Source organism: Fimbriimonadaceae bacterium (assembly GCA_019454125.1).
Taxonomy (GTDB): Bacteria; Armatimonadota; Fimbriimonadia; order Fimbriimonadales; family Fimbriimonadaceae; genus JALHNM01.
This window is the reverse complement of record CP075365.1, coordinates 735,531-753,638: the sequence shown is the minus strand read 5'-3', so window position 1 is coordinate 753,638 and position 18,108 is coordinate 735,531. Positions and strand designations below refer to the sequence as shown.

General features: G+C 65.8%; 21 protein-coding genes. 9 read left to right on the top strand and 12 right to left on the bottom strand.

The window, feature by feature from the left end; all coding sequences use genetic code 11:
* Nucleotides 1–26 precede the first annotated feature (26 nt).
* Nucleotides 27–512 (bottom strand): 5-(carboxyamino)imidazole ribonucleotide mutase, encoded by a 486-nt coding sequence (purE, locus tag KF733_03675; protein QYK56585.1) that lies wholly within the window; start codon nt 510–512, stop codon nt 27–29.
* 173 nt (nt 513–685) lie between these two features.
* On the opposite strand from purE, the gene ftsZ reads away from it, so the two are divergent.
* A complete protein-coding gene (gene ftsZ / locus KF733_03670; protein QYK56584.1) occupies nt 686–1,804 on the top strand; it encodes a cell division protein FtsZ in 1,119 nt (372 codons plus the stop codon).
* Here the strand turns inward: ftsZ and KF733_03665 are convergent.
* From KF733_03665 to KF733_03645, 5 genes are read right to left on the bottom strand one after another with little or no spacing between them, the layout of a single operon-like run.
* Nucleotides 1,801–2,613 carry a nitroreductase family protein gene (locus KF733_03665; protein ID QYK56583.1) on the bottom strand — a complete coding sequence of 271 codons (813 nt, stop codon included), beginning with the start codon at nt 2,611–2,613 and terminating at the stop codon, nt 1,801–1,803. The genes ftsZ and KF733_03665 overlap by 4 nt on opposite strands.
* Nucleotides 2,610–3,257, bottom strand: coding sequence for a thioredoxin fold domain-containing protein (locus tag KF733_03660; protein ID QYK56582.1), 648 nt, complete (start codon nt 3,255–3,257; stop codon nt 2,610–2,612). The genes KF733_03665 and KF733_03660 overlap by 4 nt, the downstream gene beginning before the upstream one ends.
* A 23-nt stretch (nt 3,258–3,280) precedes the next feature.
* On the bottom strand, nt 3,281–3,874 hold the full coding sequence (locus KF733_03655; GenBank protein QYK56581.1) for a hypothetical protein: 594 nt from the start codon (nt 3,872–3,874) through the stop codon (nt 3,281–3,283).
* Complete coding sequence (locus tag KF733_03650; GenBank protein QYK56580.1) at nt 3,871–4,239, bottom strand: hypothetical protein; 369 nt, start codon at nt 4,237–4,239, stop codon at nt 3,871–3,873. The genes KF733_03655 and KF733_03650 overlap by 4 nt, the downstream gene beginning before the upstream one ends.
* Nucleotides 4,240–4,270: 31 nt before the next feature.
* On the bottom strand, nt 4,271–4,657 hold the full coding sequence (locus tag KF733_03645; protein ID QYK56579.1) for a hypothetical protein: 387 nt from the start codon (nt 4,655–4,657) through the stop codon (nt 4,271–4,273).
* A 77-nt stretch (nt 4,658–4,734) separates the two neighbouring features.
* Between KF733_03645 and KF733_03640 the strand changes: the two genes are divergently transcribed.
* From KF733_03640 to KF733_03615, 6 genes are all read left to right on the top strand, one after another.
* A complete protein-coding gene (locus KF733_03640) occupies nt 4,735–5,790 on the top strand; it encodes a glycosyltransferase family 4 protein (GenBank protein QYK56578.1) in 1,056 nt (351 codons plus the stop codon).
* Nucleotides 5,787–5,969 carry a hypothetical protein gene (locus tag KF733_03635; GenBank protein ID QYK56577.1) on the top strand — a complete coding sequence of 61 codons (183 nt, stop codon included), beginning with the start codon at nt 5,787–5,789 and terminating at the stop codon, nt 5,967–5,969. Before KF733_03640 ends, KF733_03635 begins: the two co-directional genes overlap by 4 nt.
* Nucleotides 5,959–6,414 carry a type II 3-dehydroquinate dehydratase gene (gene aroQ / locus KF733_03630; protein ID QYK56576.1) on the top strand — a complete coding sequence of 152 codons (456 nt, stop codon included), beginning with the start codon at nt 5,959–5,961 and terminating at the stop codon, nt 6,412–6,414. Before KF733_03635 ends, aroQ begins: the two co-directional genes overlap by 11 nt.
* A 5-nt stretch (nt 6,415–6,419) precedes the next feature.
* The gene (locus KF733_03625) at nt 6,420–7,487 is read left to right on the top strand and encodes an aminopeptidase P family protein (GenBank protein ID QYK56575.1); all 1,068 of its coding nucleotides are present in this window, start codon (nt 6,420–6,422) and stop codon (nt 7,485–7,487) included.
* On the top strand, nt 7,484–8,311 hold the full coding sequence (locus KF733_03620; protein ID QYK56574.1) for a hypothetical protein: 828 nt from the start codon (nt 7,484–7,486) through the stop codon (nt 8,309–8,311). Before KF733_03625 ends, KF733_03620 begins: the two co-directional genes overlap by 4 nt.
* A 79-nt stretch (nt 8,312–8,390) precedes the next feature.
* Complete coding sequence (locus KF733_03615; GenBank protein QYK56573.1) at nt 8,391–10,751, top strand: MFS transporter; 2,361 nt, start codon at nt 8,391–8,393, stop codon at nt 10,749–10,751.
* Here the strand turns inward: KF733_03615 and KF733_03610 are convergent.
* The 3 genes from KF733_03610 to KF733_03600 are packed head-to-tail and all read right to left on the bottom strand — an operon-like array spanning nt 10,748 to nt 13,490.
* Nucleotides 10,748–11,881 carry a hypothetical protein gene (locus tag KF733_03610; GenBank protein ID QYK56572.1) on the bottom strand — a complete coding sequence of 378 codons (1,134 nt, stop codon included), beginning with the start codon at nt 11,879–11,881 and terminating at the stop codon, nt 10,748–10,750. The two genes, KF733_03615 and KF733_03610, sit on opposite strands and share 4 nt — an antisense overlap.
* Nucleotides 11,878–12,651 (bottom strand): hypothetical protein, encoded by a 774-nt coding sequence (locus KF733_03605; protein QYK56571.1) that lies wholly within the window; start codon nt 12,649–12,651, stop codon nt 11,878–11,880. Before KF733_03605 ends, KF733_03610 begins: the two co-directional genes overlap by 4 nt.
* The gene (locus KF733_03600) at nt 12,618–13,490 is read right to left on the bottom strand and encodes a UDP-2,3-diacylglucosamine diphosphatase (GenBank protein ID QYK56570.1); all 873 of its coding nucleotides are present in this window, start codon (nt 13,488–13,490) and stop codon (nt 12,618–12,620) included. Before KF733_03600 ends, KF733_03605 begins: the two co-directional genes overlap by 34 nt.
* 102 nt (nt 13,491–13,592) lie before the next feature.
* Here KF733_03600 and KF733_03595 point away from each other — a divergent pair, with 102 nt between their 5' ends.
* Nucleotides 13,593–14,312: a DUF899 domain-containing protein gene (locus KF733_03595; protein QYK56569.1), complete on the top strand. Its 720-nt coding sequence runs from the start codon at nt 13,593–13,595 to the stop codon at nt 14,310–14,312.
* Here the strand turns inward: KF733_03595 and KF733_03590 are convergent.
* Nucleotides 14,309–14,710, bottom strand: a complete 402-nt coding sequence (locus tag KF733_03590; GenBank protein ID QYK56568.1) for a nucleotidyltransferase domain-containing protein — start codon at nt 14,708–14,710, stop codon at nt 14,309–14,311. The genes KF733_03595 and KF733_03590 overlap by 4 nt on opposite strands.
* A complete protein-coding gene (locus KF733_03585) occupies nt 14,703–16,418 on the bottom strand; it encodes a YbhB/YbcL family Raf kinase inhibitor-like protein (protein ID QYK56567.1) in 1,716 nt (571 codons plus the stop codon). Before KF733_03585 ends, KF733_03590 begins: the two co-directional genes overlap by 8 nt.
* 86 nt (nt 16,419–16,504) lie before the next feature.
* On the opposite strand from KF733_03585, the gene KF733_03580 reads away from it, so the two are divergent.
* Nucleotides 16,505–17,308, top strand: a complete 804-nt coding sequence (locus tag KF733_03580) for a CHAD domain-containing protein (GenBank protein QYK56566.1) — start codon at nt 16,505–16,507, stop codon at nt 17,306–17,308.
* Here KF733_03580 and KF733_03575 read toward each other — a convergent pair.
* Nucleotides 17,305–18,084 (bottom strand): alpha/beta hydrolase, encoded by a 780-nt coding sequence (locus KF733_03575; protein ID QYK56565.1) that lies wholly within the window; start codon nt 18,082–18,084, stop codon nt 17,305–17,307. The two genes, KF733_03580 and KF733_03575, sit on opposite strands and share 4 nt — an antisense overlap.
* Nucleotides 18,085–18,108: the final 24 nt, after the last annotated feature.

Sequence of the window (18,108 nt, the reverse complement as noted above, 5' to 3'; positions counted from 1 at the left end):
ACGGCTTCATGATTCGGTGGCGGGCCTTAGCTAAGGTCGTTCGCCGAATCCACCACGGCTTGCGCCTGCCGCCGCCGGAAGTCGTCCAGCTTCTCCGCGAGCTCGGCATCGTGGGCGGCGAGGATGGCGACCGCGAGCAGCCCCGCGTTCCGGGCGTTCCCGATGGCCACCGTGGCGACGGGCACTCCAGCCGGCATCTGCACGATCGAGAGCAACGAATCGAGCCCCGAGAGCGCCTTCGATGGCACGGGCACGCCAATCACGGGCAGGGATGTGTAGGCGGCCACCATTCCCGGCAGGTGCGCGGCCCCGCCCGCCCCTGCGATCACGACCTTAAGCCCCCGTTCGCGCGCGGTCTGGGCGTACTTCGCCATGCGCTCTGGGGTGCGGTGCGCGCTGGTGACGTCCATTTCGTAGGGCACGCCGAACTCCTCCAAAGCGCGCGCTGCCTCCCGCATGGTCTCCAGGTCGCTCTTGGAACCCATGACGATGCCGACTATGGCGATAGCCATGGGCGACAGTATGGCTGCGAGAGCGCCCTTTCGGGGTTTCGCGAAGCTTGCCCCCGAAGCCCGGACCCCGCCCGACCACCCCAAAGGCTCCCTGTGGAAAACATCCTGCGACTCGCCCGGCCCGGAATGCGTCTTGACCCTAGACCAACCCAGGTCTTAATGAAGGAACTGACATGAGCCCACTCAACCTCTTCGAATCGCGCGCTGTCATAAAGGTCGTCGGCGTCGGCGGTGCCGGCTGCAACGCGGTAGAGCGGATGGTCGAGGCGGGCGTCGGCGGCGTCTCGTTTGTGGCGGTGAACACGGACCGACAGGTGCTCGAGCGCAACCCCGCGGAGACCCTGATGGTGATCGGTGGCTCCCAGACGCGCGGACTCGGCGCAGGCGGCGATCCCACCCGGGGCGAGCAGGCAGCCAAGGACTCGGAGCGCGCCCTGGTAGAGATGCTTGAAGGGGCGGACCTGGTGTTCGTCACGGCCGGCATGGGCGGCGGGACAGGTACGGGCGCGGCCCCCGTCATCGCAGAGCTCGCACGCCGAATGGACATCCTCACGGTCGGGGTTGTGACCCGGCCCTTCGCCTTTGAAGGCCCGAAGCGCAGCAAGGTCGCCCACACCGGCCTGGAAAGGATGAGGGCCGCCTGCGACACCCTCATCGTCGTGCCGAACGAGAACTTGATGGGAGTCGTCGAGCGCTCCACTTCGCTCAGCAGCGCGTTTAAGGTGGCGGACGACGTCCTCCGTCAAGGCGTCCAGGGCATCAGCGACATCGTCACCCGTCCAGGCTTGATCAACGTAGACTTCAACGACGTGCGCGCCGTGCTGAAGGACGCCGGCGTCGCCTTGATGGGAATCGGCACGGGCATCGGCGAAGAGCGCGCTCGGGTCGCGGCCCAGGCGGCCGCCACTTCGCCGCTGCTCGATACGCGCATCAACTCGGCCAAGCGCATGCTCGTGAGCATCACGGCCGGGCCGGACTTCTCGATCGGCGAGGTGTCCGACGCGATGGCCTATCTCGCGCGGTTCACCCACGTCGAGGATGCGAACGTGTTCCTTGGTCACGTCGTGGACGAGGGCATGGGCGAGACCGTCCAGGTCACGATCCTGGCGGCAGGCTTCGAAGAAGCCGCCCCCGAGCAGCAAGACCGCTCGATGTTCCTCGACCAAGCGCCGCAGCGCACGAACAGCGACGAGCAAGTGGCGCGGACGAGGCGCGAAGCCCCGCCCATCGAGATCGAAGACCTTGACCTGAACATCCCGAGCTTCTTGCGTCGGGTCAAGTCGGGCGGTTAGCGCCGGTCGAAGCCTTGGCGCTGGAGGAACGGCTTCAGCGCCTTGCGCGTCCCGACATGCGCTTCGTCCATGCGGCGTCCGCTCCGCATGGACCAGGTGACGTCGCCCTTCATGTTCTGCTCGCGGTAGAAGGCGCCCATCCTCTCGTCATAGTCCGCGACTGCGACCTCTTGGTCGTACGTTTCGCGGAACCAGATCGACTCTTGGGCGAGGCGCGGCTTGATCTCAGCAGTGAGGGGCTCGGCGGGGTATCCCAGGCAGAGCCCGAAAAGACCCGCCGTCCCGCTCGGCAAGCCGAGTTCTGCGGCGATGCCCTCCGGGTCGTTGCGCAATGCCCCGATGTAGCACCCGGCCAGGCCGATCGATTCGGCCGCGCAGAGCAGCCGCTCCGTGGCCAGGGCCGCGTCGATCACCGCCATCGTGAAGAACTCGTTGTAGTCCGACCCTTCGGTCGCCTCGCCTACCGCAGAGGCCGCGCGCCGGATCCGATAGTGGTCGGCGAGGAACGCGAAGAACCATCCCGCTTCGCGGACCTGGACCTGGTCGGCGCATAGTTTCGCGACTCGTTCGCGCCGTTCAGGGTCTTGGATCGAGACGACCGACCAAAGCTGCAGGTTGCTGCTGGTGGATGCGCTTTGCGCCGCCGCCACCAACGCGGCCACAACCACCTCGGGAACCTCGCGGGCCGCGAAGCGTCGGACAGACCGGTGGCTCAAGAAGGGGGCCAGGTCCGGCAACCCTTCCGGGGCCGGAGAGCCATACCGCTTCACCCATGCTTCCCCGGCCGTCTCCGGGAAAGTCGGCTTCACGCGCCCTTCTTGGCCATCGCCTTGATGAGCTCGGAACGGAACCAGGAAAGGTCGTTATAGCCTAACATGCGGGCGAACTCGTGGCCGGACTTGTCCAAGAAGACCAAGGTCGGCAGGTTCGCAACCTGGAACTTCTGCTGCACCTCGTTGTTCTTTTCGTCGTCAGCGTCAATGAGGACGACGACGGTGTTCTTCAACCGGTCTACGACTTCCTGGTCCTGGAACGCCTCGCGCTTCATCAACTGGCAGGGTGCGCACCAGTCCGCCTCGAACTTGAGCAACACCACGCCGTCGGAGGAAACCTGCTTGAGAGCGGCCTCCATGGTCGGGGCCGTCTTGATCAGTGCGTGGACCGGCTTGCCTTTCTCGGCCGTTCCTGCCGGCTGGGTCTTGGTCGCGCCCCCCTCGGCTTTCGCGACCGGCTTGTCCCCTTCCGGCGATTTCTGTGCCTCGGCCGCATTCTTTTCTGAGGAGGTCGCAGCCCCGCCCGACACAGTCCCCTCCGGCGCGGCCTCAGGCTTCTCGCCGAACGTGGACGTCACGGGCTCGCCCAATTGGGCGCTTTTCGCGTCGCTCGTCTCCGGGTTGCTGGCGCAACCGAAGGCGAGCACCAGGGCGGCGACGAGGAAGAGGGCACGGGACATAGTCACTAGAATTTTGGCCGCGATCAAGACTTCTCTTTGAGCAGTCCTTTCAGGATGTCATACGTCATTGGGTCCATAAGTACGACACGGACCCAAGCGCGGAGCTTGTCGTCGTCGGTGAGCTTCGACAGATCCTTGCCCTGGGCCCCGATGCTGGGGTCGAGCGAGTTGGTCGCCGCCTTCCTCTGCCCTTCGTCCAGCACCTCCTTCACCGAGGCGAAGACTTTGTCCGTTTGTTCCTGCACCATCGCCGCCCGTCGGAGCTCGAACTTCTTGAAGAGCTTGATCAAATCCGCCAGCAGCTCGCGGCTCGGCACGAGGTCTTTCTTGTTCGCTTCGTCGATCGCCTTGTCGACCCTGGCCTCCATCGCCTTCATCTCTTCCAGTTCCTTGGCCTGGAGCTGCTTATCGGCCTGGCGGGCCTTCTCGATCGGGGTCAGGAGCTTCTGCAGTTGGTCCGGCTTCAGCAGGACGGGCACGATCTGGTTGAGAAGGTCGAGCTTGCGGACCTTCTCCAGAATGCGGGTCGCCTGGGTCGCGGGATCGGCCTTCGGCTGGGCAAAGGCGCCCCCGGCCAAGGCGAGGACGGCGAGAGCGAGATAAAGACGTGGTTTCACGAAACTGAAGACTCCTGGTTGTCGGACGGTCGGTGGGGCTCGGCCGTGTCAGGGCGCTGCGTCAGATGGACAAGGGCCGTGGCCGCCGCCGTCTGGCTCGCGACAAAGACGAGCCCCGTCAGCGCGACCGCCGCCCACGCCAAGGGCGTCAGGCTGCCGTCCTGGATGCCGCCCGCAGCCGAGATGCCAAAGAGGGCGCCGAACAGCAGCGCGGCGCCGAAAATGAAGCCGAGCGAGCCCAACAGGGCGAGCTTGCCCCGCGACATCGACGCGAAACGCCGGTGCCAGGCCTCCGCCCGACGCCGTTGCCAAAGGCCCCACCCTATCCAAAGGAGGAAGCAGAGCGACGCTTGAACCGAGAGCATTGGCGCTACCGTACCTGCCGCGCAGGGCCGGTCAGTCCCCGCGTGAGGCGGAGTTCTCTTCGGACTTCATGGCCGATCGGGAGTCTTTGTTGTACCACTGGATCGCGGTGCCCGCGTCGTTGGGCGCTGGGCGGTTCGCCACCATCTTCTCGATGAGGATCGTAGGCTTCTTGGCCAACCCCTCCGAGCCCTTGGTGTCGTCGATGACGGCGACGGGCGCCTTCTTCAAGGCGCCGCGGAGTTGCTCGCTCGACTCCGCCTTTTCCTCCTCGGTCGTCTTCTTGGCTTCAAGCTTATGCTCGTCGCCCCCGTGCTCCCCGCCCGCTTTCGGAGCGTTCATCGCGTTATAGATCGCGACCGCCGGGACGGCGAGCACGACGATCGCCAGGAGGATCAGTCTGGACTTCTGACTTTGCATAATGGCTGTTCCGGTATAGATTTTAGGCGGATGGAGGCCGGTCGCCGTTCCATCGCCCTAGTAATGGACTGCGAACGATGCGCTTCACCGTCGCGATAGACGCCCGCCTGGCCACCCGCACCATGACTGGGGACACCAGTTATTGGCGCGGTTTGATCGGCGGGTTGCGCCGAATCGGCTTCGTTTCGCAGGCCCTGCTCGTTTCAAACGCTCCGAAGCCTGTCGGGATTCCCGCCCTGGAAGATTTCGCCTGGCTCCATGTGCCGGGAGGCAGCGAGCGGTGGTGGAGCCTCGTCCGGTTCCCCTTGGCCGCCCGCAAGGCGGCGAAGGCGCTGCACACCCAGTACTTTCTCTCGCCGATGGCGGGTCGGGCAGGGATGACGACCATCCACGACGTCTCGTTCTTCGTCGATCCCGCATGGTTCTCCGCCCGCGACGGCGCCCTGCTCCGCAAGGGTTTGCCCGGTTCCGTGCGGCGAGCGGCCAAGGTCTTCACCGTCTCGGAGACCAGCCGGGGGGAGATCGAGCGCTATCTGCCGGGCGCGGCCGGCAAAACGGCGGTGACCCCCAACGCGCTCCGCGACGACTGGCCCCGACTGACTCGGCTCGAAGCAGAGGAAATCCTCCGGCCCCTGGGCCTGCCCGAGCAGTACCTGCTGAGCGTCGGGACCCGTTGGCCAAGGAAGAACATGGCCCTGGCGGCAGAGGCGGCGAAGGTGGCCCAAATCCCCCTTGTCCTGACCGGCAAGGCTTGGGGCAGCCCCGAGCCGGACGGGGCGATCTTCACCGGATATGTGGACGACCTCACGCTCGCAGCGCTCTACCGGCGGGCCACGCTTTACCTCGCGCCATCCTGCCATGAAGGGTTTGGAATTCCTCTGCTAGAGGCGTTCGCCAGCGAGTGCCCCGTGCTTTGTTCACGCGGTGGGGCGTTGCCGGAGGTGGCGGGAGGGGCGGCCGAGGTCTGCCCCAGCTTCGAACCTGCGGACTGGGCACGCGCCGTCACCGGGCTCTTGGCCGATTCGAGTAAATTAGCTGCGATGCGAGAGCGGGGGGCGGCCCGGGTCAAGGATTTCGACTGGGCAGATTCGGCGCGGGTCGCGGCGGACGCGTATCGCGAGGTGGCCGGTTGATCGACCCGGACTTGCTTGCGATCCTCGCCTGCCCCCGATGCGACGAACGGCCCGCCTTGGCCCTCCAGGGCGACCGCCTCGTCTGCCCGGTCTGCCACTACCGCTTCCGCATCGAAGACGGCATCCCAAACCTCTTGGCTGAGGAAGCCGAACCCCCGGAGGGGCCAAATGGCGGGTGAACAGAAGAAGGTGCTCGTGCTTCACGGGCCGAACATCAACCTCACGGGATTCCGTGAGCCCGAGCTCTACGGCAAGAAGCCGCTGGCGGAGATCGACGAGGACATCCTCAAGGCTGCGGCGCAGATGGACATCGAGGTGCGCACGCTGCAGAGCAACCACGAGGGAGTCCTCATCGACGCGATCCAGGAACACCGCCGCTGGGCCAACGCGATCGTGATCAACCCGGGCGGGCTTACCCACTACTCCATCGCCCTCCGCGACGCTCTAGTCAGCGTCCGCCTGCCCGTGATCGAGGTACACATGACGAACGTGGACGCGCGCGAAGACTTTCGCCGCCATTCCGTGGTCGCCCCCATCTGCCTGGGCACGATCACCGGCTTCGGCAGCAACGGGTACATCCTCGCCCTGAGGGCCCTGGCCACCGCCGAGACCGGCTCCATCTGATTCCCATGAGCAACCTAGAACGCCTGCAGGCCCGCCTCCGCGACCAAGGGGTCGCCGCCCTCCTCGTCAGTGATCTGGCGAACGTCCAGTGGCTTTCCGACTTCTCCGGCTCTTCGGGATTCGTCATCGTCACCCCGACAGACGCCCGCTTCCTCACCGACAGCCGCTATACGATCCAGGCTGGCGAAGAGGTCAAGAACATGCGGGTCGAATCCTTCGCGAGCCCCAAGAAGTCCTCCGAATTCATCGCCGAGAACGCCCAGGCTATGGGCATCCAGGAACTCGGCTTTGAGACCTCGTGCATCTATGCGACCTGGGAAGACTGGACGAAGGCCATGACGGGGTTGCGACTCGTCCCGACCAAGGACGTGCTCAAGCCGCTCCGCATGGTGAAGACCGAGGACGAAGTCGCGAAGATCCGGCGCGCGATCGGCCTTACGGAAGCCTGCATCAACCACGTGCGCCGCGCCATCCAGCCGGGCGTGACGGAGTTCGACCTGGGTCTGGAGATCGAGTTCTACTTCCGCAAGAACGGGGCGGAGGTTGGGTTCTCGCCCATCGTCGCGAGCGGACCGAACAGCGCGCGGCCCCACGCCCATCCCTCCGACCGCAAGATCGAGAAAGGGGACTTCGTCACCCTCGACCTCGGTTGTCGGCTGGAGGGCTATTGCAGCGACATCACCCGGACGTTCGTGGTGGGAGAGGCTTCCGACCGGCACCGCGAGGTCTATGACCAGGTGCTGCTCGCCTTGGAAAGATCGACCCAGGCACTCCTGCCGGGAAGGCAGGCCAAGGACGTGGACGGCGTCGCCCGCGAGGTGCTGAAGGAGAAGGGGCTCGACGGCTATTTCGGCCACGGGCTGGGTCACGGCCTCGGCCGCGCGGTCCACGATCTGGGTCAACTGGGCCCCCGTTCGGAAGACGAGATCGAAGCGGGGCAGGTCTGGACGGTCGAGCCTGGCGTCTACATCGAAGGGTTTGGAGGCGTGCGCATCGAAGACGACGTGCTCGTGACTCCGAACGGGCCGGAGGTGCTGACATCGTATCCGAAAGAGCTGACGATCGTGGGTTGACGGCGCCGCTCCTTCGACTGGACGGCTTCGCCACCGCCCCACAGGGTCGCACCTTGAGCCTGGACGTCTTGCCCGGGGAGCACTACGCGCTCATGGGGACCGACGTGGAGGGCGCCCTCAAGTTCCTCCGCGCGATGGCCGGTGTCGAGCGCCCCGCCCGCGGTGCCGTGACCGGCGTCGAGGGCCGGTGGCCCCGCGTCCCCGTCCCGAGCCGCCGGGTCACCGCCCAAGCGCTCGCCACGCGAAAGGGCTTGCCCGAAGGCACCGAACGCGCCGCCGTCGTGCTGAGCGCGCTGGGACTCTGGGACGAGCGGCGGCGTCCGGTCGCCCAACTCTCGCCGTCGAAGCAGGCGGCCGCAGAACTGGTCGGCGCCTTGGTCGATCGCGACCCCCTCGTCTTCATCGCCGGACAGTTGGACCGATTTGACCCCTGGACGCGGCGAGAGACGCTCGACCTGGTGCTGCAGGGGGGAGCCTCCATCGTCCAGACGAACCTCAGCCCCGTCGCCGAACGGACGGAGAATGTGATCGTGCTGAAGGGCGAGGAGCCCGTCTTTGCCGGTCATGTCCAAGAGCTGCGCCGTCGGCATGGGAACGTGGAAGTCACCGTAGAAACGGACGACCCGTCCACCGTGCGGGCAGTGGTGGAGCCCTTCGCGGTGAACGTCACTGTGGTGGCGGGGGGCGTGCGGCTCCAGGCAGCGCGGGGACAGGAGATGGCCGCCCGCCTCTTGACCCACGGCTACGGCGTGGTCAAGGCCGTCATCGTCCGCGAGCCCACCCTGGACGAAGCCCTGCGGCACATCGTCGCCGTTTCGATCTAGAGGGAAGTCTCCGCCGTCAGGCCCTTAAAGGCCGCTCGCCCCTCCCGCCGAAACCCTCCTGCTATAGAATCCACTTTCGTTGGCGCACGCCACCTCCCGCCTTGAAAACCTGCGTAACCTTCAGGTCGCGAACATCGACGTCGCTTTTTCGACGGCGTTCGGTACCCTCGTCGGCGGGGCGTTTCTCATCGGCTTCGTCCGGTTCTTAGGCGGGAACGACTTTTGGGTGCAGTTGACGGTCGCACTGCCCAGCTTTATGGGCTTGGCCCAGATCCCCGGCGCGGCGTGGGGACGCGGCTTCCCTTACTACCAGCGCTTCATCACGCCCGGGGGCTGGATCTGGAGGCTGCTCTACGCCCCCCTGATCTTGCTCCCGCTTTTGCCATGGCCCGGCCAGGTGAGCCTGTTGGTGTTGGCCGCATGCCTGCTTTTCGCGACCCTCGCCGTCCAGATCGTGGGCCCGATCTACAACGACTGGATCGCAGAGCTCGTCCCCGCGAACAGCCGTGGGTGGTACTTCAGCCGCCGTACGGCGATCTCTACCGCAGTCGCCATGGCCATGGCCTTCTTAGGCGGCCTCATCGTGGACGCCTTCAAGCGGAACGGACAAGAGGCAGTGGGCTACTCCGCCCTGTTCGGGCTCGGGTTTGTCTGCGCCATCGTCAGCATGGTGTTCTTCCTGCGGATGAAGGACACGGTGCGGCCGAACCCGGTGCGCCTTGGGCTGCGCGAGAGCCTGCTCTTGATGACCCGCCCCGCCAAGGACGTGAACTTCCGCCGGGTGATCTGGTTCACGGTGGTCTTCATGATCGGGGCGACGGTGGCGGGCGGCCTCTACGCCTCCTTCGCGTTCGAATCGCTCGGGATGAGCCTGACGCAGCTCCAGATCACCCAGGTGGCGCACGCCGTCGGCACCGTGCTCACCGCCCGCTTCTGGGGGTCGATCGCGGACCGCTATGGCAACAAGCCGGTCATGGCGATCCTGATGGCGGGCACGATCCTCACGCCCGGAATGTGGCTGCTCTGCTTCCCGGGCGACCCCAACCGGAGCACGATGCTCCTCACCCTCGGCCACATCTACAACGGGGCCGTTTGGTCGGGCATCGGAGTCTGCCACCTGAACCTGATGATCGCCACCAGCGACCCGGTAGACCGGCCGAACTACCTCGGCCTCGTGCTCGCGGTGCAATCGCTCACGGGCGGTATCGCGCCCATGATCGGGGCGCTGGCCATGACCCAACTCCGCACGGGCATGCCCGCGGAGGTCGCTTACAAAGTCCTGTTCGTCTCCGTCATGGTGATCCGCGTCATCGGGACCGGCTTTGTCTTCCCCATCCGGGAGGAGGGCGCCCGCGCGCTGGGAGAGACCCTGTCCCAATTGGGGCGGTTCAGTCGGCGCGGAGCGGCCGCCTTCCGGCGGCTCTCGACGCTCGGCGACGCGACCGGCCGGGCCGAAGCCATCGCCACCGTCGGCACCAGCAAGTTCTCGCTGGCCGGTGGAGAGGTGGTGAAGGCGCTGGAGGACCCCTCGCCCCATGTCCGTCGCCAGGCCGCCATCTCCATCGCCCAAATGCGCGAACGGGAGACCACCCAGGCGTTGATTGCCTTCATTGAAGAGCACCCTGAACTGGTCGAGGAAGAGACCTTGGAAGCGGTGGGCGACCTGCGCGTGCCGACGGCCTTCCCGACCGTCGCCCGGTTCTTGCAAGACCCGCGATCGCTGCTGCGCCGCCAAGCGGCGAAGACGCTGGGCAAGCTCGGCTCGGCCGACGCGGTGCAGCCGCTCTCCGCAGCGGCGATGGAGCAGGGCGACCCCGACCTGCGCCGTGCCGCAATCCAGGCCTTGCGCCTTCTCGGCGCGGTCGAAGCGGCCCCCGCCATCGCAGACGCGCTGCTCGACCCCCACCCGAGCGTCCGCACCGCGGCCGCCGAAGCCGTGAGCGAATTGCGACTTAAGGAGCTGGCCCCCAACGTGCGCCAAGCGATCCAGAGCGGCGATCCCGCGACCTCGAGCGAGTTGGCTTACGCCCTCGGAACGATCGGCGAGAAGGAAGACACCGCCCTCATCGGGTGGGTCGCGGCCCACGCTCAAACCCTCACCACGCGCAAGCGCTGCCTCCTCGCCCTCGCCCGCCTCTATGGGGTCGAGGAAAGCGTCTACCGGCTCGTCATGCTGGATGGGTTCTCGCGCGATTCGGTCCTGATGAACGAGCTGCGCCGCGCCAGTTCGAAGAGCCCGGAACTGCGCCGAGCCCTCCAACTCTATTCGGCCGGCAACGAGTCCGAGGCCATCTCGGCCCTCTGCGAGGGTCCCGACTGCGCTGTCGCCCCGTTAGCGGAGGTCGCCGTCGAAGACGTGTTCCTCGTGGCGGCGCTCGCCTATGCGAAGGCGGCGACACAAGGGAGCCCGCCGCGAAGCTTTCCAGGCCACGCCCCCTAGCGCGCCATGGCCATGGGGGCGCCGAGCGTTTCCAGCGAGTCCACGATGAGGCGGGTGGCGTCCGGCTGGGCGTGGCGCAAGGCCGCCGCTGACATCGCCTCGAGCCGCCCACGGTCCTCGATGAGCGAGCGGAGCGTGCTCGTCAACGAAAGCGACCCTTCGACCCACTCGCCAATCCCGTTGGCCTGCAAGAAGTCGCCGTTGCCCTCCTCCTGGCCCGGGATGAGGAACGGCCTATAGACCAAGAACGGGAGGCCAGCCGCCATCGCCTCGAACGTGGTGAGCCCGCCCGGCTTCGCCACGATGAAGTCCGCCGCATGCATGAAGTCGATCATCTTGTCGATGGAGACATGGCCATGGACCTTGAAGGACGCCTCGCGCCCTTCGAGCGCCTCGAGCACGCCGCGCCTGGCGTCCTCGTTGCGGCCGCAGACCACGATGCCCTGCAGCCCACCGTCCACCGCCGCTAGCGCCCTCGCCGCCTCCCGCAGGGGGCCGCCCCCGATCCCGCCGCTCGTGACGAGCACCGTCGGCCGGCTCGGGTCTAGGCCGAGGCTCTGCCGAACCTCGGACTTCAGCGGCCGCTCGCCGAACCGGCGGTCGATCGGCATGCCGCTCACGGTGACCTTGCCGCTCAATGCGGGCATGCGGGAAAGGAGCCGCTCGCGCGTCCATTCGACAGGGACAAAGAAGTGGTCCGGCTCGCCCCGTAGCCACATCAACTGCGGATAGAGGTCGGTGACGATGATCCCCATCTTGAAGCCCATCTGCGGGCGCCAGCGGGCGAGGGCGGGCTGGGGCAGGGAGTGCGTGCAGAGCACCCAGTCCGGACGCTCTTGGTCGATCAAAGGCCGGACGCGCTCGACAAAGGCGGTGTCCAGGAAGTTCTGGATCTTGAACTCGAACCCGGGCGAGTCTGAGACTCCGTAGAGCCAGCCCCAAAGCCAGGGAATACGCCGGACGAGCATCTCGTATCCACCCCGGTACCAGGTCTTGAAGGCGAGGCCGGTGTGATCCAGGGTGTCCACGGTGATGGCGCGGTGCCCGCGGGCCTCGAGCTCTTTCTCGACCGCGAAAGCCGCGCTCATGTGCCCGTTGCCGGTGGAGGCGCTCAGGATGACGACCTTCACGCCGCCCCCTTCCTCTTGCGCACGCGCGCCACCACGGGCCAAACGCGGGTGCGGTGGTAACGTTGCAAAACGGCGAGCCCCATGTCTCCCAAGGTGATAAACGACGACCAGAGGGACAACCCGAGGGGGGCGCCCGCGTAACAGAACCAAAGCAGCGGCGCGGTGAGACCGACGCCTACCAAGTGGACGCCTTCGGACACGCGCGTCCCCCGCTCGAACTCGACGGCGTGGGCGCGGGTGGGCTGGGGGATATAAACCATTCGTTTTCCCGAAAAACCGTGGGTCAGGGTTCTCATCACCCATTGCACGAAAGACCGATAGTGCTCCATTCCTAACATCTGGTAGAAGCGCTCCGTCTCAAACGACTTAGGTCGGAAATAGAGGTCGGCAAGACCGCGATAATGCCCTACTTCGGGCTTCTTTGTCTCGGGCTCGTCCTCGGCCAGCGCCAAGTGCATGCTGGCGAGCCGCCTCTTGTAAGCCTCGTTGAAGACGGTCATCAGGTGCAACCCGACCAGGAGCCAGGTGTAGGCCAAGGCAAAGACCATCGTATTCAACCAAAAAATGACGATATGGGGAAGATAGCAGAACGCCCGCGCCACGTTCGCCGACTGAAAGTACCGCGACGCCTCGATGATCTCGGTCAGCCGCTCGCGACTGACCCCGGCCTGGATCTGATTCGAGGGCGGTAAGGGCTCTTCACCGGCGATCCGAGAGATCAGCCGGTAATAGCCCCTTAGGCCGAGCGCCTCGTAGAGTTGGACGACCATCCAAAGATCCTGCCGCGACGGACGCGGAACAAACGGCGCCGCTTGACCGGCGTCCGGGTGAGCACAGTCGCGGGCGGCCCTGCATAAAGGTGGCGCACGTCGTTCCAGACGATCAACTCGAGCCGTCCGTCGTCATGTTCCGCGACGGCCGTCCCGTGTTCCACCCAGTCGCCCGTGTTGACGTACAGCATCCCTTCCTCGTCGAGGGTGATGCCGGGGCGGTGGGTATGGCCGCAAATCACGCCCTGAAGGCCCATCGACCGAGCCAGGTTCACGAGCGCCTCGTCCGCACCACTGTTGCGGCTGACGTACTTCTTCAGCCGCTTCTTCATGCCGCCACTAAAGTCCGTCGGCTCCTTCCCCGCCTGCTTGCGCTTGGCGTTGACGAGGCCGGTCAGCACCGTCATGCCCTCATAGACCCAGGTCGCGATCCAGGCCAGCGGCACGAACTTCACCGACCGGTCGAACTGGTCGCCATGGATCACAAGCAGCCTCCGCCCGTCCGCAAGTTCGTGCACCACTTGGTGGTCGATGCGGATGTTGCCGAAGTCGGACCCGTTCAAGCGTCGCAGGAAGGCGTCGTGGTTGCCGGGCGTGTAGAAGATACGCGTGCCCTCCTTCGATTTCTCCAGGATCGACCGCACGACTTCCGTGTGCTCCTGGCGCCACTTCCCCGCTTTCATCACCACGTAAAGGTCGATCAAGTCGCCCACGATGTAGAGGTTCTCGCAGTCGACGGACTCCAAAAACGCCTGTAGCTCATCCACCATGCAACCGGCCGAACCCAGGTGCAGGTCCGATATGAAGAGTGAGCGGTACGCGAAGAGCGGATCGGTCATTCGTTAATGGGGACAGATGAATCTACCCGGCACGGGCCCGAAAGGTTGGGCGGGCCCGCTCCCGCCGTCTGGCCGTCGGCCATCGCGACGTAATAGAAACCAATGCCATCGTTACCTCACCCACCAATCGCATCCCGCGAAGAGTGGCGCGCCAAACGCGAGGAGCTTCTCCATCGCGAGAAACGGCACACCCGCGAGGCCGACGTCATCAACGCGGAGCGCCGACGCCTGCCCATGGTGAAGCTGGAGAAGGACTATACGTTCGACGGCCCGGACGGGAAGATAAGCCTGCGCGAGCTCTTCGAGGGCCGGCGGCAACTCATCGTTTACCACTTCATGTTCGCCCCGGACTGGGATAAGGGGTGTTCAGGCTGCACCGGGTTCATAAACGCCCTGGGCCGCCTCCACGCCTTGGCCGAGCTCGACACCACGTTCGTCGTGGTCTCGCGCGCAGCGCTCGATAAGCTGGAGAAGTACAAGGGCGAGATGGGCTGGGACGTCAAGTGGTTCTCGTCCGGGGACGGGGACTTCAATTACGACTTCCATGCGACGTTGGACTCGAAGCGCGCGCCCGTCGAGTACAACTACCGGAACGAGGAAGAGTTGCGCCAGCACGGCTGGGACGAGATGGAGGGCGAGATGCCCGGCGCCAGTGTGTTCTTCGAGATGGATGGCGAGGTCTATCACACGTACTCGGTCTATGCCCGCGGGCTCGAGGGAAAGACGGACGCATATGCCTTGCTCGACCTGACGCCATATGGGCGCCAGGAAGACTTCGAGGATTCCCCCGAAGGCTGGCCCCAGCACCCCACCTACGGCTAGAGGAGCCCGGCGAAGAGGGAGTCCTTGTACAGCAACACGCGGCAGCCCTCACGGACGACCCGACGGGTTCCCTTGTCCGGGCTCGTCGCCCAACGGGGGGAGGCGAGCCCGAACTCGACCTCCATCCCGGAACCATACCAAGCCCGCAGGACAAGAAGACGACCGTAGTCCTCGGTACTCAACCTCACCACAGGACCGAAAAACTCGCACCAGTCGGGGGCGAGGAGAAGGACGGCCGGTTCCCTCGCCAAGATAACGAGGTCAACGTCGGAGTCTGGCCGGGCATCGCCGCGAGCGTGCGAGCCGACGAGGGCGGCGGCGCGGACGTCGGCCCGCTCGTCCGCCCAAATGGCAAAGCGCGAAAGGAGCGTCTGCGCCAGGGAGAGATGGTCAACCACCGGTTCGGGAGAGCCTCCCAAACCGGCCGATCACACTGCCGCTCCCAAGGACACTGCCTTCCATCGCTTTCATCAGTGCCGCCTTTGTAAACCCGGGCGGAAGGTCCAGCCTTTTATCGAGGGCAAAGACCTGGAAGTGGTAGGCGTGCGGCGGGTCGCCTGCCGGCGGCTTCGGGCCAAAGTAGCCGACCACGCTCGCGTGCCCTGCCCCGTGGATGCCTTGTAGCTCCGCAGGCCGGTCGCCGGCCTTGATGCCTTCGGGCAAGCTCCTCATCGTGGGAGGGAGGTTCGCGGCCATCCAATGGCCGAACGGCTTCGGACTATGGGCGTCCGGGTCCTCGCATACGATGACGATCGATTGGGTGCCCTCCGGCACCGCGTCCCATTCGAGCGAAGGCGAGCGGCCCTCTCCATATTCAGTGTACAGCTCGGGGATGGTTCCCCCATCGGCAAAGCTGCCGCTACGGACGGCGAACTTGGTCTCCCCTCCGTGGGTCTGGGCGAGGACTTCGGCTTGGTCTGGCATGGTTTGGAGCTCTTCCTGATAGGCGAGGCGGTAGAGGATGTTGTTGGTGTCGTCGCCAAGGAGGAGGCTGCCGTCAGGCATCTCCGCCAACCCCACGAGCCGACCTAAGTGGTGGTAAGAATCGCCTTCCTTCACGAGGAAGCCGGCGAGGAACGGTTCGATGGAGCCTGGCGTGCCGTCGGCTCCGAACTTGACGCGGACGACCTCATAGCCGCTGGGCGGGTTGCGGTTCCAAGAACCGCGCATGGTGGCGAACCCGGACCCCCGAAACTCCTCCGGGAACTTAGTGCCGCGATAGAAGAGGAACTGCATCGGTGCGGCGTGGGCGTCATAGGTCAGGAGCGGGCTCTCGCTGTTCTGCGCCCACCATTCCATCGTGTAAGGGGTCGGCGGCTCGTCTTGCGGGTTCTGCTTGCCGTCCTCGAAAATGAACGGCCACCCATAGCGCTTGTCCTCGAGAAGCTCGTTCAGCTCTTCTTTTTGGGAGTCGTTGCCCAGCCAGTCGATGCCATGGTCGAAGCCGAAGAACCGTCCCGACTGGGGGTGCCAGTCGAACCCGATCGTGTTCCGCAGCCCAGACGCGAACACGGTTCGGCGCATGTCCGAGACGTTCACGCGGAGGAGCGCGGCCAACTCGGGGTTGTGCTCATAGGCGGCGTTCGTGGTCGAACCGACCGAAAGCATGAGGTCGCCGTCCGGACTGAAGGCCATCGTGCGGTTCGGGTGTTGGCCCCCGTCGGGCAGGTCGTCGAAGTGAAGCTGGCTCGGGCCAAGCGTGCCGTCCGGAAGGATCGGCGCTGAATAGAGCTCCTTGATGGTGACGACATAGAGCCGGTTGTTGCGAATGGCGAGCCCGTGCGCCTGTCGGCGCTTGAAAACTACCCGCTGAACGTCGGCGACACCGTCACCGTCCGTGTCCTTTAGCATCACGACGTTGCCCGGTTCGCGCTGGCTCACATAAACGGTGCCGTCTGTGTTGACACAGATGATCCGGGGGTTCTGCAGACCGGCAAACTTGGTCAGCCGGAACCCGTCCGGCATTTTGAGGCCCTTCAACCGCTCCGCCGTAGGCGCCGCCGGCTTGGGTTGCAGGACGTGGCCAACGATCTCGACATCCGCCGGGTACCGCTGTGCGCCTGCTAGACAGCAGGCTAGGACAAGACTGAAAGATGCCTTTCTCATGGTGTGGTAAACGTCGGATCCTAAAAGGGTCTTCGGACTTGCGTACAGAACACGGCGCGGCCGCCGGCCGTTGAAGATTTTTGAAGATGGGCCGCGACCGACTTCCCAAAGCCGTGACCAAGAGGGCGCGCGCCCTGGTCACGGCTTTCGAGAAAGCCTCGAAGCACCTTTCGACCGAGGAAGGGGTGCACGAGGCGCGGGTCGCGTTGCGCCGCCTCCGCTCGCTCTGGCGCGTGGCGGAAGCGCTCGGAGATCGAAAGGCGGAAAGGTTGCGGCGCAAAGCCGGGCGCACCGCCCGCGCCCTGGGCGACGCCCGCGAATTGGACGTCCTCGCCGGACGGCTAGCCCAGGAGGCCGGGAGCCACGGCCTGGGCGAGCTTTCCGCCACGGGTTGGCTCGACCAGATCGAGGCCGCCCGTTGCCTCGCGTTAGGCAAGGCGGAGGAGTCGGTACAGCGCAAGCGCCACGCAAAGTGGCTGGAGAGCGCGAAGGCTTGGAGCAAGAAGAAGGCCCGTCTCGACCTCGACCAGGCAGCCCTTGAAGTTCTGGTCGCCGACCACTTGGCTGCGATCGCCGCTTATCGAGAGGCGGCAACGCCGGACAGCCTCCACCAGCTGCGCATCCGCGCGAAGAGGCTCCGCTACCTGCTCGAGACTCTGCCCGGGCGCAGCGCCCTGGTCCAGCAGGCGATCCACGACCTGACCCAGGTGCAAGACCTCTTGGGCGAGGCCCGTGACGCCCGCGCCGCCGCCGTCGGCGCCGAAAGGCGGGGCCTGTCCGAATACGCGAAGTGGTTGCTGGGCCAAGCGTCGGAAGACGAAGAGCGGGGCCTGGCGGCCTCGGCAAAGCTGGTGGAAGACCTTTCGCCGCGCGTAGCGCTGCTGGTCTAGCCTGCGGCCCGCCGCACGAACTGCCGCACCCGGTCCAGGAAGTCCGCGCGGTGCTCCCGCTCGACCCACGGATAGTGCCCGCACCGCGGCCACTCGTGGTACTCAAGGTGCGGGATGACGGCGAGAAGACTGTCCCGGATCATCGCCCCCGGGTGGGGGTCGTTCTCTCCGTGCAGCATGAGGACGGGGACACGGACCGCCGCGAACCCCTGCGGATAGTGGCCCGTCGCCTGGAGCCGGAGCATGTCGTCCCAAGACTCGCGGTTCGCCCGCTCGTCGAACTCCGACCCCGGCATGCCGCTCACGATCGGGTCGTAGGTGTACATCGCGAAGAGGGCCTCCGCCGATTCCTCTAGCGGGGGCTTTGCGCCCCTCGCCTTGGCCTCAAGGATGGCGCGATACCGCGGCGTGGCTTCCTCCGCCAGCCGGCGCTTCATCTCGGCCCGCGCCTCGACGTCGAACGTTCCCGACCCGACTAAGACCAACCCTGAAGAAGACCCGGGGTGGGCCCCTTCCGTCGCGAGCGCCAACATCGCCCCCCAACTGGACCCCATGACTACGGGGCGAGGCACCGCCGACAAGACTTCGTGCAAGTCCTCGACGTGCCGCGCGACGCTCAGCGGCTCTTCCCCGCTCCCGCGCTGGAAAGGCTCAAGCACGCGAAACTCGTCGGCCAGGTCTTCGGCAAGGCCCGACATGTGCCCGGGCGCCCCCGGCCCGCCGTGCACCAAGACCACGACGGGGCCGCTCTGGCCATACCGGCGAACAGGGATCACGCCCTCGACCCTACCCAAACTGGC

What these genes read in the sequence shown, in the direction of transcription:
- KF733_03650 (QYK56580.1), bottom strand. Translation starts at nt 4,239, where the DNA reads ATGCTCTCGGTTCAAGCGTCGCTCTGCTTCCTCCTTTGGATAGGGTGG.
- ftsZ (QYK56584.1), top strand. Translation starts at nt 686, where the DNA reads ATGAGCCCACTCAACCTCTTCGAATCGCGCGCTGTCATAAAGGTCGTC.
- purE (QYK56585.1), bottom strand. Translation starts at nt 512, where the DNA reads ATGGCTATCGCCATAGTCGGCATCGTCATGGGTTCCAAGAGCGACCTG.
- KF733_03625 (QYK56575.1), top strand. Translation starts at nt 6,420, where the DNA reads ATGAGCAACCTAGAACGCCTGCAGGCCCGCCTCCGCGACCAAGGGGTC.
- KF733_03580 (QYK56566.1), top strand. Translation starts at nt 16,505, where the DNA reads ATGGGCCGCGACCGACTTCCCAAAGCCGTGACCAAGAGGGCGCGCGCC.
- KF733_03660 (QYK56582.1), bottom strand. Translation starts at nt 3,257, where the DNA reads ATGTCCCGTGCCCTCTTCCTCGTCGCCGCCCTGGTGCTCGCCTTCGGT.
- KF733_03595 (QYK56569.1), top strand. Translation starts at nt 13,593, where the DNA reads ATGCCATCGTTACCTCACCCACCAATCGCATCCCGCGAAGAGTGGCGC.
- KF733_03645 (QYK56579.1), bottom strand. Translation starts at nt 4,657, where the DNA reads ATGCAAAGTCAGAAGTCCAGACTGATCCTCCTGGCGATCGTCGTGCTC.
- KF733_03605 (QYK56571.1), bottom strand. Translation starts at nt 12,651, where the DNA reads ATGGTCGTCCAACTCTACGAGGCGCTCGGCCTAAGGGGCTATTACCGG.
- aroQ (QYK56576.1), top strand. Translation starts at nt 5,959, where the DNA reads ATGGCGGGTGAACAGAAGAAGGTGCTCGTGCTTCACGGGCCGAACATC.
- KF733_03585 (QYK56567.1), bottom strand. Translation starts at nt 16,418, where the DNA reads ATGAGAAAGGCATCTTTCAGTCTTGTCCTAGCCTGCTGTCTAGCAGGC.
- KF733_03600 (QYK56570.1), bottom strand. Translation starts at nt 13,490, where the DNA reads ATGACCGATCCGCTCTTCGCGTACCGCTCACTCTTCATATCGGACCTG.
- KF733_03640 (QYK56578.1), top strand. Translation starts at nt 4,735, where the DNA reads ATGCGCTTCACCGTCGCGATAGACGCCCGCCTGGCCACCCGCACCATG.